This is a genomic window from Bradyrhizobium pachyrhizi (genome assembly GCF_001189245.1).
In the GTDB taxonomy this organism is placed as follows: domain Bacteria; phylum Pseudomonadota; class Alphaproteobacteria; order Rhizobiales; family Xanthobacteraceae; genus Bradyrhizobium; species Bradyrhizobium pachyrhizi.
In genome coordinates, this window is sequence record NZ_LFIQ01000119.1 from 229,324 (window position 1) to 244,032 (window position 14,709).

The following is a 14,709-nucleotide window of genomic DNA, read 5'->3' on the forward strand; positions in this document are numbered from 1 at the left end:
CCATGCCTGGGGCACCAAGCAGACGTCCGCCGTGACGAAGTCAGCGACGGACGTTCATGCTCACACAAGATCGCCTGAGTTGGCGTCAATCGTCGTCGTTATGGATGACGGTCTTGCTGCGATTGCCGAATTCGTCCCGCTTCTTGATGACCGTGGTCCGGTCATGGCGCGGCTCACGCTCCCTGATCACGGTGGTGCGATCACGATCGCGGTCGCGATACTCGGGCGCCCGACCAACGGTCACGCCCGCGCCGACGGGACCTGCGCGGACACCGATATCATCGGCGAACACAGGCGATGCGATCGCGGTCACCATGGCCGCGGCTAGCAGATACGTCCTCATGCCGTCTCTCCTCCTCCAGTTGCGATGTGAAGAAGGAACGTCGAGTGCGACACACCGTTCCTGTATCGACCGTGTTGCAGACATCGCGCGGGGAACTCGCTGAACAAGCATTCATCTGTGTGGCGAAATACCCATGTTCCACGCGTTGAATAGCCTGAATTGATGTCCCACGTCCTTAACTAATAGGAGGACGTTCCATGAAACAGTCACAGCACTTCCGCGACAATGCGGAGAACTGCGCGCAGCTTGCCGAGCGTGCCGACGACGCGCCGACCTACAATCGCTTCAAGCGAATGGAAGCGGCCTGGCGCGCGCTGGCAAAGGAACAGGACTGGCTCGACGGCGAGACTTCGCCATCGGAAAATGCAGCCTAGATCCAGCCCGGCCGTGGCGGCAAATGCGACGTCGCCACGGCTCGCGGCCTATTCGGCGCTGCGTTGCCGCTGCCAGCGCAACAGATAGGCCTGCAGCCGCCAGATGATCGCCGACAGCACCACACCGACCAGCATCAGCACCACGACAGCAACCATCATGCCCGAGGCCTCGCCGCGCGCCTCCGATTCGATGATGAGACGGCCGATGCCGCGCTCGGCGCCTATGAACTCGCCGACGATCACGCCGATCAGCGCGAAGGAGATCGCAGGCGTCAGCGAAGCGAACACCCAGGCCATGGTCGAGGGGATCACCACCGTCCGGGTGATCTGCCATTCGCTGGCGCCAAGCAGCCGCGCGGCATTGGTAAAGCCCTCGTCGATCGAGCGCGCGCCCTCGAAAGTGTTGAAGAACACCAGGAACACGACGACGATCCACGACGTCACGATCTTCGACATGTCGCCGATCCCGAACGCCAGCACGATGATCGGCGCCAGCGCGATCCGTGGGATCGAATTCACCGCAGTGATGAAGGGCTGAAAGATCGCGCTCAGCCGATCGGATCGTCCCAGGATCAGCCCGGCGACGAAGCCGCTGACCACGCCGGTAACGAAGCCGAAGAAGGTATTCTTCAGGGTGATGGCGGTCGCGGCCCAGAGGTTGTTCTCGTTGCGCGCCAGGCACTTTCCGAAGTCGCCGTTGAACCAGCTGTTGAAGGCGCCGAGCTTCGAGGTCAGGCAGCTCTGGATCAGGAAGTTGTCGAAGATCATCGACGGCTTCGAGATGAAGTAGGGATCGAGCAGGTCGGGCACCAGCCAGGGCAGCTTGGTGCGGAGGTCGTAGCCCCATTGCCAGACCGACAGCACGACGGCGCAGATCAGGACCTGCCAGCCGACCGTGCCGAGCGTGCCGTATCTCTTCATGCGCTGCGGCCCTTGACGAATTCCTCGCCCAGCGAATGCCAGATGTGCTGGAACAGCTCGGCATAATGCGGGGTCTCTCGCACCTTCACCGCATCGCGCGGCCGCGCGAAGTCGACCTCGAACATGTCCTTGATCCGGCCCGGCCGCGCCGAGAACAGGATGATGCGGTCGGCCAATGTCAGCGCCTCGCCGAGATCGTGGGTCACGAACAGCACGGTCTGCTGCTCGCGTTCCCAGATCCGGAGCAGCACCTCGTGCATGTCGATCTTGGTGTGGGTATCGAGCGCGCCGAACGGCTCGTCCATCAACAAGATCTGCGGCTCGACGATCAGCGTCCGCATCAGCGCCGCGCGCTGGCGCATGCCGCCCGACAGCGCCGACGGATAGGCGTTCTCGAATCCCTTCAGGCCCGCCTGCGCGACGCATTCGGCGATGCGCTCCTTCCGTTCGTGAGCCGGCACGCCTGATAGCTCCAGCCCGTAGCCGATATTATCGCCGACGGTCCGCCATGGAAACAGCGTGTCGCGCTGGAACACATAGCCGACATTGGGCGTCGCCTTGCCGGCGGCGACGCGCTTGCCGTCGATCAGGATCTCGCCACCGGTCGGGCGGATCAGCGAGGCGATCATGTTGAGCACGGTGCTCTTGCCGGAGCCCGACGGCCCGAGCAGCGCGACGAACTCGCCGCGGCGGACGTCGAAGGTCACGTCGCGCACGGCCTCGATCGTGGTTTTGGCGAGCTGGAACGACTTGCTCAGGCCCTTGACCTCGACGCGGCGATCGGCCGAGGCGCGCGGCGATACGGTTGCGCTTGTCTCGAGCGCGCTCAACCCGGATAGGCCTTTCGCGCCGCTTCGATGAGGTTCGAGTTGACCACGTCGGCGATCTTGAGCGGCTTGATGCCGGTCATCTCGCGGAACCAGACCTTCTCGCCGCGCGCGAAGCTTGCGGCGTCGATCGAGCCCTCATAATCCGCGACCTTCTGGATCGACGTGATCTCCAGCAGATTGGCCTCGCGCGAGGTGCTGCCGACATAGGGCTCGATGGCCTCATAGACCTCGGTCGGCTTGTGGGTCTTGATCCATTGCGAGGCGCGCCACAGCGCGGTGACGTAGGCCTGCATCTTGGCCGGATCCTTGTCGATGGTGGCCTGCAGCGTGAAATGCGCGGTCACCGGCACCTTGCCGCCGATGTGCTTGTTCCAGATCGCTTCATCGGTGCCGTCGAACAACAATTCGCCCCAGCCCTGCTGCTGCGCCTCGTTCAACAGCGACAGCGAGCTGACGAGAATATCGACCTGTTTCGACTTCAGCGATCCCAGCATGGTGTCGACATTGCCGGTGCCGATCCAGGTCACCTTGTCGTCGAGCCCCATGGTTTCCATGTAGTATGACGACCAGACATGGTTGGTGCCGCCGAGCGAGGAAACCGAGACGATCGGCTTGCGGCCGTCGGGCCGCTTCCATTGCGTGAAGGCCTCCAGCGAGTTGATGCCCTGGTCCTTCAGGTCCTTGCGGATAATGAACATCACCGAGTTCGATCGCGTGTCGACCGGCAACAGCACGCGCGCGGCGCGGCCGTGATTGGTCAGTTGCATCGGATGGGTGACGTCGCCGATACCGATATCGCCCTGCGACGAGGCGATGATCTCGCGGGTCTTCACGCCGCTGCCGCCCTGCACCAGCTTGCAGTCGAGCCCGGCCTCCTTGAAGTAGCCGATACGGTCGGCGACGAACTGCGTCTGATAGACCGGCACCGCGACCGGATAGATTGCGCGACCCGCGGCCGCCTGCGCCCATGCACGGCCACCCGCCAGCGCGGCGCCACCGGCGGCGATCACCGTCAGCGCCGATCGCCTTGAAATGTGGGGCATGGTGGGGCGCGCCATCACGCGTGCTCCTTGGCCGAGATCTTGTCGAGCGCGCCGAGCACCGCATCGCCCATCTGGACAGTCGACAGCTTTTTCGCCCCGGCCTCGGCGATATCGGCCGTGCGCGCGCCGGAGGCCAGCGCGGTCTGCACCGCCTTCTCGAGCAGGTCCGCATCCTCGGGCCGGTTCAGCGTCAGGCGCAGCAGCATTGCGACGCTGAGGATCGAGCCGAGCGGATTGGCGATGCCCTTGCCCGCGATATCGGGCGCGCTGCCATGCACCGGCTCATACAGCGCCTTGCGCCGGCCGAAGCGATCGACCGGGCCGAGCGAGGCCGACGGCAGCATGCCGAGCGAGCCCGAAGCCATCGCCGCGCAGTCGGACAGGATGTCGCCGAAGATGTTGCCGGTCACCATGACGTCGAACTGCCGCGGCTCGCGCACGATCTGCATTGCGGCGTTGTCGACATAGAGATGGGCCAGCTCGACGTCGGAGAACTCCTCCTTGTGCAGCTTGATCACCTCCTCGCGCCAGACCACGCTGGTCTCCAGCACATTGGCCTTGTCGACCGAGCAGACCTTGTTGCGCCGGGTCCGCGCCAGCTCGAAGGCCGAGCGCGCGACGCGGCGGATCTGGTTCGTGGTGTATTGCTCGGTGTTGAAGCCGCGGCGCTGGCCGTCGGGCAGCGTCTCGATGCCGCGCGGCTCGCCGAAATAGATGCCGCTCGTCAGTTCGCGGATGATGACGAAATCGACGCCGTCGAGCACCTCGGCCTTGAGCGGCGCGGAGGCCGACAGTGCCGGGCTCGCCACGATCGGCCGCAGATTGGCATAGAGATCGTATTTGCTGCGCAGGCCCAGCAGACTGCCGGCCTTGCGTGCCGCGGCCGGCACTTCGGTCGTCTCCGGCCCGCCGGTCGCGCCCCACAGGATGGCGTCGGCCTCGTCCATCGCCTCCGCGGTATCCTCGGGCAGCACCTTGCCGGTCGCCAGATACGGGATCAGGCCGTATTGCGCCTCGCGCAAAGTCATCGGCACGTTACGTTTCGCCGCGAACCAGTCGAGCACGCGGCGCGACTGCGCGGTGACCTCCGGGCCGATGCCCTCGCCGCCGACGACGGCGACCTTGACCATGTTGGATTGCGTGCTCATGCCGGTGTCCTTGAAGCGGGTGTCCTTGTCGAATGAATCCATGGCCGCGCCGCGCGGTCGGAGACCTGGAAAGCGTGGATATCATCGTCGCGCTGCAGCGTCAGCGCCACCTCGTCGAGCCCCTTCAGCAGCCCCTCGCGCCGCCGCGGATCGATCTCGAACGAATGCCGCGCGCCCGACGGCGAGACGATGGTCTGGGCCTCGAGGTCGATCGAGACCTTACCCGCGCCCTGCGTCGCCTCGATGTCGGCGGCAAGCTGATCGACCACCGCCTTGTCTACGATGACGGGCAGGATGCCGTTCTGGAAGCAGTTGGCGAAGAAGATGTCGCCGAAGCCGGAGCCGATGATGGCGCGGATGCCGCGCTCCTGCAGCGACCACACCGCGCCCTCGCGCGAGGAGCCGCAGCCGAAATTCGGTCCGGTCACCAGGATCTCCGCCTCGCGGTATGGCTCGCGGTTCAGGATGAACTCCGGGTTCTCCGAGCCGTCGGGCAGATAGCGCAGCGAGCCGAACGCCCATTTGCCGAGCGTGCCGCGGATCGAATTACCCACCAGCCGCTCGATGCGGATGATGACGTCGGTATCGATATTGCCGCGCATGATCGGCGCGGCGGTTGCGGTGAGCCTGTCGAACGGTTTTGGCATGCTCTAGCGTCCCATCATCCTGACATCGGCGATCGCGCCGGCAATGGCGGATGCTGCGGCGCTCGCGGGGCTCGCCAGATGCGTCCGCGCGCGCGGCCCCTGCCGGCCGACGAAATTGCGGTTCGAGGTCGAGACCGAGCGCTGCCCGGGCGCCACCACCTCGCCATTGGCGGCAAGGCACATCGAGCAACCCGGCTCCCGCCACTCGAAGCCGGCGTCGATGAAGATCTTGTCGAGCCCTTCGGCGACCGCCTCGCGCTTGACATTCTCCGAACCCGGCACCACCCAGGCGCGGACCCCGGCCGCGACCTTGCGGCCGCGGGCAACCTCGGCCGCGGCGCGCAGATCGCTGAGCCGGCTGTTGGTGCAGGAGCCGATGAACACCCAATCGACCGGCGTGCCGGCGATCGGCGCCCCGCCTTGCAGGCCCATATACTCCAGCGCGGTCTCGATCGCGGCGCGCCGCAAGGGATCGTCGACCGCATTCGGATCGGGAATCACGCCATCGACGCCGACGACGTGCTCGGGGCTGATGCCCCAGGTCACCTGCGGGATGATCTTCTCGACATCGATCACGACCTCGCGGTCGAACACCGCGTCGGGATCGCTCGGCAGTTCGCGCCACGCTTTCACCGCGAGATCCCACATCTCGCCTTGCGGCGCATAGGGACGGCCGCGGAGAAATTCGAACGTCTTCTCGTCCGGTGCCACCATGCCCATCTTGGCGCCGAGCTCGATCGAGAGGTTGCAGATCGTGAGCCGGCCCTCGATCGGCAGCGCGCGGATCGCACTGCCGGCATATTCGACTGCATAGCCGGTGCCGCCGGCGGCGCCGATATGGCCGATCAGCGCCAGGATCATGTCCTTGGCGGTGACGCCGAGCGGCAGCTTGCCCTCGAAGCGCGCGCGCATCGTCTTCGGGCGGCGTTGGATCAGCGCCTGCGTCGCCAGCACATGGGTGAGCTCGCTCGATCCGATGCCGAAGGCGAGCGCCCCTAAGCCGCCATGGGTGCAGGTGTGGCTGTCGCCGCAGACGATGGTCGCGCCCGGCAGGCTCAAGCCGAGTTCCGGACCGATGACGTGGACGATGCCCTGGCCGGGCTGGTCGACGTCGAACAGCGTGATGCCGCTCGCCGAGGTCTCGACCCGCAGCGCCGCCAGCAATTCCAGTCCGATCTTGCTGGTTCCGGCGCGGCCGGGCGCCGTGGACAGCGCGTGATCCGGCGTTGCAAAGGTCAGTTCGGGATTGTGGACCTTGAGGCCCCGGCTCTTCAGATCGAGCAGGCCGCGCGAACCACCGAGATCGTGCAGCAGATGGCGGTCGATATGAAGGAGGTCTGTGTCTTCGCTGAGGCGAGCAATGACATGCTGGCCCCAGATCTTCTCGAGCAAACTTCGGCCGGGCATCCGCCTTCCCCTGCTCTCTGCGTTTCCATGCGCCTTGATCTAATTGGCGCCAATCTGGGCCAAAGTTGTCGTCAAGTGAAGCAGTTTTGCCTTAACATCACATATGTGATGGAAGTGCGGTACTTGCCCCACCGAGGAGCCAGCCATGCCGAATCTGAATAAGACGGCCATCGTCAAGTCGGCCATGCGGACGTTTGCAGTTCTGGAGTTCTTTCGGAAAACAAAGCGGGCTGCTTCCGTGACTGAAATATCGTCCGCGCTGGAGATGCCCCAATCGAGCACGTCCGTGTTGCTTCGCTGTCTCGTTGAATTGAACTACCTGGAATACGAGCGAAAGACCCGACGTTTCATCCCGAGCTACCGGGTCAATCTGCTCGGTGATTGGATCCGTCGTTCTCCGTTCCGTGATACCAAGCTCACCGATCTGATGGAGGAACTCTGGACCGCGACGGGCGGCGAAACCGTCATGCTTGGGCAACAGGCCGGCGCGGCCGGGATGCAATATCTGCACGTGGTCCCTGGCGGCTCTCAGCTTCAGTACACTGCACAGGCCGGTCAAATACGGCCGATGGTTCGAACCGCGCTCGGACATGTGCTGCTGAGCCAAATGCCGAACACCAAAATTCGCGGCATTATCCGTCGCAACAACGCCGAGGAGCCCAGTCAGTCGGCGCGCGTTCGCGAATCCGCCTTTCTCGAGGAGGTCGAGCGCATTCGCCGCCGCGGCTTTTCCGAGTCAGGCGGCCGCACGACGCCGGGCGCAAACACAATAGGCATGCTCGTTCCCCTGCCAAAGCGACGCGCTCCGCTGGCCATCGGCATCGGCGGCCCCATCGAACGTATCGCGGCAAAGCGCTCGCACATCATTGAAGTCATGCAGAGCCGGCTGAAGGAATTGACGGAGGAAGCCGGGCCAAGATTCGTTGAGAAATGACCTCTCGGGACACCTAACGCGTGGTACGGATGGCAAAGCCGCAGCCCGGATGGAGCCAATGGGTCGCTCGAACGCGCGCCCGATGACAGGCTTCGCGCAATCCGGATTACGCGACGGCACAACACACTCGATGTCGTCCCGGCGAAAGCCGGGACCCATAACCACGAACGCCTGTTGCCTTGCTCAGCTGTGTCGACGAATCCCCCCATAACGTCCGCCGCGGAGTATGGGTCCCGGCTTTCGCCGGGACGACAATGGGAAAGGCTGCTCGCAAATGTTACGACGCCAGCGCTTCTTCCGGCATCACGGCCGACAGATGCTGGCTTTCGGCCACGGCGCGGTTGGTGATGCGGCCGCGATGCACGTTGAGGCCGGTGCGCAGATGCGGATCCTCGACCAGCGCGCGCAGTCCCTTCGCGGCCAGCGCCAGGCCGAACGGCAAGGTGGCATGATTGAGCGCGTGGCTCGAGGTGACCGGCACCGCGCCCGGCATGTTGGCCACGCAATAATGCACGATGTCGTCAACGAGGTAAGTCGGCGCCTGATGCGTGGTCGGCTTCGAGGTCTCGAAGCAACCGCCCTGGTCGATCGCGACGTCGACCAGCACCGCGCGGCGCTTCATGCCCGCAAGCTGCGCGCGCGACACCAGCTTGGGCGCGCTGGCGCCGGGCACCAGCACCGCGCCGATCACAACGTCAGCCGCGAAGACCTCCTGCTCGATCGCTTCCAGCGTGGCGTAACGGGTGCGGACCCGGCCGAGGAAGAGATCGTCGAGCAGGCGCAGCCGCGGCAACGAGCGGTCGAGGATGGTGACGTCGCTGCCGAGCCCTGCCGCCATCCGTGCCGCATGGGTACCGACCACGCCGCCACCGATGATCGCAACCCGCGACGGCGGAACGCCGGGCACGCCACCGAGCAGCTTGCCCATGCCGTCGGCGGATTTGCGCAGCGCGGCGCCCGCGGCCTCGATCGCGAGCCGGCCCGCGACTTCGCTCATCGGCGCGAGCAGCGGCAGCCCGCCATGCGCATCCGTGACGGTCTCATAGGCGACCGCGGTGCAGCCGGAGGCGATCAGACCCGCGGTCTGCGGCACGTCGGGCGCGAGATGCAGATAGGTGAAGAGGATCTGTCCCTCGCGCAGCCTGATCCATTCGGACGGCTGCGGCTCCTTCACCTTCACGATCATCTCGGCGACGGAGAACACCTCTTCGGCGGTGTCGGCGATCCGCGCGCCGGCCTGGGTGTAGACCTCGTCGCCGGCACCGATGCCGTCGCCGGCGCCGCGCTGGACCACGACCTCGTGGCCGTGCGCCACATATTCCCGCACCGAGGCAGGCGTCAGCCCGACCCGATATTCCTCGACCTTGATTTCCTTGGGCACGCCGATGCGCATGGTCCGCTCCTTGAAGGATTCGTTTCCGCCGGCCTCAAGGCTATTCCCCGTCACATGGCGTTTCTCAGCGATTTCCGGCTTGCTCACAGCCAGATACGCTCATATCCTTCGCATTCAGCTCAGCTCTTGAAGGAAATCTGCGTGGACGGTCTCGATCGTATCGACCTCAGAATCCTCGCCGAGCTGGTTAGTGATGCCCGCGCGAGCCAGATCGAGCTTGCCGAGAAGGTCGGGCTGTCGCCGACCGCCTGCGCGCGGCGCATCCGCCATCTCGAGGAGATCGGCGTGATCCGCGGCTACCGCGTCGACCTCGAACCATCAGCGCTTGGCCTCGTGACGACCGTCGTCGTCACCATCACGCTGGAAAAGCAGAGCGAGGATTATCTCGCAGCCTTCGAGGCCGCGATCGCGCGCTGCCCCGACGTCGTGTCCTGCCATCTGATGTCGGGCAGCGACGACTATCATCTGCAGGTGATCGCCCGCGACATCGCCGACTTCGAGCGCATCCACAAACAGCATCTGTCGCGGATGCCGGGCGTCGCCCGCATCCATTCCAGCTTCGCGATGCGCGAAGTGGTCCGCCGTACCATCCCCGAAACCGCGCTGCGCGGCTGACGGTCACGCACCACCGCACACTGTCACAATCGGGCGCTGTCACAATCGAGCACTGTCATATTAGGACACTGTCATAATCGGACCTGCCCGGTTTGCTCCCACACGCATTTTTTAGTCGTGATTCGCCGCCTTCTATGACAAAATTACTACGGTTCGATATCAGTTCGGTTACGCGCGGAGCGGTGAATGAGCATGGAGTGGCGGGCACGGCCGGTTTCGCTGGCTTGGTCAAATCCAGTGGTCCGGTGGTGGGGCTTCTTGAGCCTCGTCAGCGCCACCAACATCGCGATCTGGTTCGCGCTTTACCGCCAGTTCAATGAACAGGCCAATGGCAGCTTCAGCAACACCTCGGGCATCGGCCTGATGATGCTGCTGTGCGCGGCCTATGTGTTCGGCTGCGCCTTCCGCTCGGTCCTGCCGCGCGCCGACGTGCAGCGCATCTGCCTGTTCGACACCTGGCTGTCGAGCGTCGTGGTCGGCCGCACCGTTGCCACCGTCGCCGAGGTCTGCTTCGCCGCGCAATGGGCGATCATCCTGCATCAGCTCGGCACCATGACCGGCGCCGAGACCACGGTGAACATCGCCTGGATCATCGTGCCGCTGATCGTGATCGCGGAATGCTTCTCCTGGTATGCGGTGCTGACCACCCATTATCTCTGCAACGCGATCGAGAACTCGATCTGGGCCGTGGTGTTCTTCCTGGTCGGGATTGCGCTGTGCCGGCTGCTGCCGGAGTTTCATGGCCCGGTGCGCTGGGCCTTCATCGTCGCGATCCTCGGCATCGCCGGCTTCCTCGCCTTCCTGATGACCGTCGACGTCCCTATGTATCTGAACCGCTGGCGCGCCAACCTCGCCACCGGCGGCACGCTGCTGCATCCGCTGGAAGGCCTGCGCGACGTCAGCCGGCGCTGGGTCGTGACCCACGACATCGCCGAGTGGCGCGAGGAGATCGCCTGGATGTCGCTGTATTTCAGCATGGCGGTCTGGTCGAGCCTCGCGCTCTGCGTCGGCTACTCGCTCGAGGATCAGCTGCCGCGCTACCGCACCGAACCTGCGATCGTGACGGCGACACCGGCGCCGACAGCGCAGCACACCGCCAAGATCGACGCGGCGGCACCGTCGCGGAATTGATCGGCGACCGCCACGCAAGGCTTGTCGCCGTCGGTGCTTTCGGAGTAAAGGCTGAGGCGTCCCCGCTCATCCGTCAGCGCGCTCCATGCCCCGCATCACCATCATCGAAACCGGGTTCGTCAACCCGCAAGCCCGCGAGCGCCACGGCAGCTATCCGCAGATGTTTCAGCGGATGGTGGCCACCGCCGATCCATCTGTTGGCTGCGACGTCGTCAGCCTCGCTAGCGGCGAGACACTGCCGGATCCCACCACATTGGATGCGATCCTGATCACGGGATCATCGGCCGGCGTCTACGACGATGTCGCGTGGATCGCGCCGCTCGAAGCCTTCGTGCGCACGGCCCATGACAAGCGCATTCCGACGGTCGGCGTCTGCTTCGGCCATCAGCTGATCGCGCAGGCGCTCGGCGGCACGGTGCGCAAATCCGAGAAAGGCTGGGGCATCGGGCGCCACGTCTATCGGATCGCGCCGGACAACGGGCTGATCAACGGCGAGACGATCGCCGTCGCCTGCTCGCATCAGGACCAGGTGGTCAACCCGCCCGCCTCCGCGCGCACAATCCTGTCGTCCGAGTTCACGCCGCACGCCGCCCTGCTCTACGCCAACGGCACGACGCTGTCGGTGCAACCGCATCCGGAATTCACCGCCGACTATGCCGACGCGCTGTGCGATCTACATCGCGGCCGCGCGCCGGATGCCCTGATCGAAGCCGCCAAGACCTCGCTCACTGAGCCGCTCGACCACGCTACGCTGGGCGGCATGATCACGCGCTTTCTCACGCGCCGCAACGTCTAGCCGCGCGCGGCCGATTGGCCGGGCATCAGGGTCGAGTTGACCTTGGCGGCATGGCTGGACATGATCGTTCGCTCCGGTCGCGACCATTGCGGCTAAGATCAAGTGTGAGGAACGCCGCGTGCCGACGGATCACGACGGATGGACTGTCGCCACCCCCGCGGACGTTGGACTCGACGGGTCAAGGCTCTCCGAACTCGACAGGTTCCTCCGACATGGCCCAGGCACAATGTTCACGCGGTCGTCGTGGCACGACGAGGCAGGCTCGTATTCGAGCGCTATTTCTCCGGCACGGAGCGGCGCTGGATGGATTGGTCGGGCCTGGTCCAATTTTCCCCGACACAAAAGCACGACATCCGCTCGATCTCGAAGAGCGTGACGTCGCTTCTGATCGGTGCGGCAGTGAGCGAAGGCAAGTTTCCCCCGCTCGAATCGACCGTGATCGACTACCTTCCTGAATATGCCGATCTGCGCACGCGCAAGAACGAGCGCATCGCGTTCCACCACCTGCTCACCGTGTCACATGGGCTGCGGTGGGATGAAAGCCGAAGTTGGAAAAGCCGGGCCAACAACGAGCGGCAATTGCTCGAGGCGAAGGATCCCTATCGGTACGGGCTGGAGCAGCCGATAGCGCTGCCGCCCGGCACGTCGTTCAACTACAGCGGCGGCGCCACCAGCCTGCTGAGCGCGGCTCTGGCCAAGGCGGTCGGCCAGCGGATCGATCAGTTTGCGAGGGAGAAGCTGTTCGAACCGCTTGGGATCGCCGATGTCGAGTGGCATTGCTTCACCGGAAGCGCCGAGATCGCGGCCTTTGCCGGCTTGCGGCTGAGGCCGCGTGATCTCGCCAAACTCGGCCAGCTCGTGGCGGATGAGGGACGTTGGGATGGCAGGCAAGTGCTGCTCGCCTCGTGGATAGCCGAATCCACCAAACCGCATGTGAACGCCGAAGGAAATGGGGCGTTGTGCTACGGCTATCACTGGTGGCTTGGCCGCTCCTTGCTGAACGGCCTCGAGCTGAGCTGGATCGCCGGTTTCGGCAGCGGCGGCCAACGGCTCTTCGTGGTGCCTAGGCTCGATCTCGTCGTTGTCGTCAACGCTTTCAACTACCGGGATCATATCCCGATCGCGATTCTCAACCGCCTGGTCATGCCTGCCGTGACCGACGGTCCCTGAACGCCCGACGATTTGGCCCGGACGATGCGCCTCAGGTCATGCTGCCCGGCATGAAGCAGCGCACGCGCGGGTGGCCGTCGATATAGTCCTTCCACACCATGGTGCGCCCGACCTTGTTCGGCTCGGTGATCACGGCCTCGTTCGGCACGACAACCCATTCATTGTCGATGAGCACGCGAAAGTGGCCGTGATCCGACTCCGTCGGGATCAGCGACCACATAGCCATCGGCATCCGAGCAGCATTGTCCATAGCCGCTGTGCAGGCTTTCGAACCAGGGCTTTAGCGGTGAATTGGCATAGCGGCCGTCGTCTCGCGCCAGGGTCGGCGATGTCAGCCACATCGTCCCGAGCAGCAGTGCCGCACGCGTGATGGCGTGCATATCGTCGTCTCCGCAAGCGTCTATCCAGCTGCGGGCACGTCGCAGACTGCTCGCCTGCGACGCTGTCGCCGCGGGCGAGCACGCGACACATCCGCGCCCCAGCACCTGACATTGAACGATGCAAGAGCAAGGCCAGACGGGATGCCGGAAGACTACAGCCGACGAAAGTATAGGGCGTGCGGCGCGATCAACGACTCACTGCCGCAACCTCCGGAACGAGCGGCGGTGCGCTGCGCGACGCCGCCTGCAGCGTGCATTCGACGAACCGGCGCGGCAGCAGCGAAGCGTTGGAGCGCATCGCCACCAGCATGCGGCTCTCCGCATCCGGCGTGTCCAGCGGCTTCGCCACCACATTCATCACGCCGGCCTGCTGGTAGCAGGACGGCAGGATCGAAAGCCCGATCCCGGCCGCAACCAGGCTGAGCACGGTGCGCAGCTCATGCGCCTCCTGCACCACGCGCGGGGCGAAGCCCGCCCGCCGGCACAGCATCGCGGCCTGATCGCCGACGCCGCAACCGCTCTCGGCCATGCCGACGAATTCATGCTCGGCAAGGTCGGCCATCTCGAGCGCCCCCTTCGCGCCGGCCAGCGGGTGATCCAGCGGCAGAAACACCATCAGCCGGTCGCGCCACACCACATGCACCTGCAGATCGGCCGCTGGCCTGAAATCGAGCGGCGGGCGCATGATCGCGACATCGAGCTCGGCGTCGGCAAGCGCGCGCAGCTGCGTTGCCGTCGACATGTGCCGGAGCTCGATCTTCACCCGCGGATAGCTGGCGCGAAAGCTGCGGAACAGTTCGGCGAACATGTCGAGCATCGGGACCGAGCCGGTGAAGCCGACCCGGATCATGCCGGCCTCGCCGCGCGCCGCACGGCGCACCGTCTCCGACGCCAGATCAAGCTCGCTGACCGCGCGCCGCGCATGTTCCAGCAGCAACTGCCCGGCCTGCGTCAGTTCCACCGCGCGCCGCGTTCGCGCCAACAGGCGCGTGCCGAGCTCTTCCTCCATCGCCTTGATCTGCGTGCTCAGCGGCGGCTGGCTGACATGCAAGCGTTTCGCTGCGCGGCTGAAGCTGAGCTCTTCGGCCACCGCGATGAAGTAACGAAGCTGCCTGTAATCCATCGCTTATTCCGATTCCCTATAAGTCGGGGGTCAACAAGGTATTTGACCTCACGGGGCCGTTTCCCGATCTTCGCGCGAAATCACCAGTCCTCCAAGGGAGAAGCGCGCGAAATGCGTCAGGTTCAGGCACGACGGCGCGGCGCTCGCAGCGGGTCAGCCATGCAATATCGCAGCGGACGATAGAAGATGACCGTTCCGTTTCGCGTTCTCGTCACCGGCGACAGCCTCGCGCCGGCCGCCGTCAATGTCCTCAGCGAGATCGGCGCAGATGTCGTGCTGATGCGCGATGCCGTCACGCCCGAACGTCTCGCGCACGAGATGGCGCGGGCGCCGACGCAGGCGATCCTGATGCGCGGCAATCCGGTGTTCTCCGCCGCCACCATCGCCGGAAATCCGCACCTGCGCGTGATCGCAAAGCACGGCGCCGGCGTCGACAGCGTCGATATCGACGCCG

Annotated in this window: 15 protein-coding genes and 2 pseudogenes; 7 read left to right on the forward strand and 10 right to left on the reverse strand. The window is 65.0% G+C overall.

From position 1 onward, the window contains the following. Nucleotides 1–85 precede the first annotated feature (85 nt). The gene (locus AKL29_RS36070) at nucleotides 86–343 is read right to left on the reverse strand and encodes a hypothetical protein (RefSeq protein WP_028333285.1); all 258 of its coding nucleotides are present in this window, start codon (nucleotides 341–343) and stop codon (nucleotides 86–88) included. Between the two features lie 197 nt (nucleotides 344–540). Between AKL29_RS36070 and AKL29_RS43540 the strand changes: the two genes are divergently transcribed. Further along, nucleotides 541–717, forward strand: a complete 177-nt coding sequence (locus AKL29_RS43540) for a hypothetical protein (RefSeq protein ID WP_167350459.1) — start codon at nucleotides 541–543, stop codon at nucleotides 715–717. A gap of 48 nt (nucleotides 718–765) precedes the next feature. Here the strand turns inward: AKL29_RS43540 and AKL29_RS36075 are convergent, their stop codons facing one another. The 6 genes from AKL29_RS36075 to leuC are packed head-to-tail and all read right to left on the reverse strand — an operon-like array spanning nucleotide 766 to nucleotide 6,713. Further along, the gene (locus AKL29_RS36075) at nucleotides 766–1,638 is read right to left on the reverse strand and encodes an ABC transporter permease (RefSeq protein WP_028333286.1); all 873 of its coding nucleotides are present in this window, start codon (nucleotides 1,636–1,638) and stop codon (nucleotides 766–768) included. After that, on the reverse strand, nucleotides 1,635–2,468 hold the full coding sequence (locus AKL29_RS36080) for an ABC transporter ATP-binding protein (protein WP_050387437.1): 834 nt from the start codon (nucleotides 2,466–2,468) through the stop codon (nucleotides 1,635–1,637). Before AKL29_RS36080 ends, AKL29_RS36075 begins: the two co-directional genes overlap by 4 nt. Continuing rightward, complete coding sequence (locus AKL29_RS36085) at nucleotides 2,465–3,526, reverse strand: ABC transporter substrate-binding protein (protein ID WP_050387438.1); 1,062 nt, start codon at nucleotides 3,524–3,526, stop codon at nucleotides 2,465–2,467. Before AKL29_RS36085 ends, AKL29_RS36080 begins: the two co-directional genes overlap by 4 nt. After that, nucleotides 3,526–4,659, reverse strand: a complete 1,134-nt coding sequence (gene leuB / locus AKL29_RS36090; protein ID WP_082190804.1) for a 3-isopropylmalate dehydrogenase — start codon at nucleotides 4,657–4,659, stop codon at nucleotides 3,526–3,528. Before leuB ends, AKL29_RS36085 begins: the two co-directional genes overlap by 1 nt. Further along, nucleotides 4,656–5,306, reverse strand: a complete 651-nt coding sequence (gene leuD, locus AKL29_RS36095) for a 3-isopropylmalate dehydratase small subunit (RefSeq protein ID WP_050387439.1) — start codon at nucleotides 5,304–5,306, stop codon at nucleotides 4,656–4,658. The genes leuB and leuD overlap by 4 nt, the downstream gene beginning before the upstream one ends. Before the next feature lie 3 nt (nucleotides 5,307–5,309). Then, nucleotides 5,310–6,713, reverse strand: a complete 1,404-nt coding sequence (leuC, locus tag AKL29_RS36100) for a 3-isopropylmalate dehydratase large subunit (protein ID WP_050387440.1) — start codon at nucleotides 6,711–6,713, stop codon at nucleotides 5,310–5,312. A gap of 145 nt (nucleotides 6,714–6,858) precedes the next feature. Here leuC and AKL29_RS36105 point away from each other — a divergent pair, with 145 nt between their 5' ends. Next, nucleotides 6,859–7,647, forward strand: a complete 789-nt coding sequence (locus AKL29_RS36105) for an IclR family transcriptional regulator (RefSeq protein ID WP_028333292.1) — start codon at nucleotides 6,859–6,861, stop codon at nucleotides 7,645–7,647. Nucleotides 7,648–7,924: 277 nt separating this feature from the next. Here the strand turns inward: AKL29_RS36105 and ald are convergent, their stop codons facing one another. Next, entirely contained in the window at nucleotides 7,925–9,040 is a 1,116-nt protein-coding gene (gene ald, locus AKL29_RS36110) for an alanine dehydrogenase (protein WP_050387583.1), read from the reverse strand. 126 nt (nucleotides 9,041–9,166) lie between these two features. Between ald and AKL29_RS36115 the strand changes: the two genes are divergently transcribed. The 4 genes from AKL29_RS36115 to AKL29_RS36130 all read left to right on the forward strand — a co-directional run bounded on the left by AKL29_RS36115 (nucleotide 9,167) and on the right by AKL29_RS36130 (nucleotide 12,752). Then, complete coding sequence (locus AKL29_RS36115) at nucleotides 9,167–9,655, forward strand: Lrp/AsnC family transcriptional regulator (protein WP_028333294.1); 489 nt, start codon at nucleotides 9,167–9,169, stop codon at nucleotides 9,653–9,655. 192 nt (nucleotides 9,656–9,847) lie between these two features. Beyond that, on the forward strand, nucleotides 9,848–10,786 hold the full coding sequence (locus tag AKL29_RS36120) for a hypothetical protein (RefSeq protein ID WP_050387441.1): 939 nt from the start codon (nucleotides 9,848–9,850) through the stop codon (nucleotides 10,784–10,786). Nucleotides 10,787–10,871: 85 nt separating this feature from the next. Beyond that, entirely contained in the window at nucleotides 10,872–11,582 is a 711-nt protein-coding gene (locus tag AKL29_RS36125) for a type 1 glutamine amidotransferase (protein WP_050387442.1), read from the forward strand. A gap of 138 nt (nucleotides 11,583–11,720) precedes the next feature. Further along, nucleotides 11,721–12,752 (forward strand): serine hydrolase domain-containing protein, encoded by a 1,032-nt coding sequence (locus AKL29_RS36130; RefSeq protein WP_082190793.1) that lies wholly within the window; start codon nucleotides 11,721–11,723, stop codon nucleotides 12,750–12,752. Between the two features lie 31 nt (nucleotides 12,753–12,783). On the opposite strand, the pseudogene AKL29_RS36135 reads toward AKL29_RS36130, so the two are convergent. Further along, nucleotides 12,784–13,132, reverse strand: a pseudogene (locus AKL29_RS36135) (hypothetical protein). Between the two features lie 187 nt (nucleotides 13,133–13,319). Continuing rightward, a complete protein-coding gene (locus AKL29_RS36140) occupies nucleotides 13,320–14,255 on the reverse strand; it encodes a LysR substrate-binding domain-containing protein (RefSeq protein ID WP_028333299.1) in 936 nt (311 codons plus the stop codon). A 186-nt stretch (nucleotides 14,256–14,441) separates the two neighbouring features. Here AKL29_RS36140 and AKL29_RS43810 point away from each other — a divergent pair. After that, nucleotides 14,442–14,709, forward strand: a pseudogene (locus AKL29_RS43810) (hypothetical protein); the annotation flags it as partial.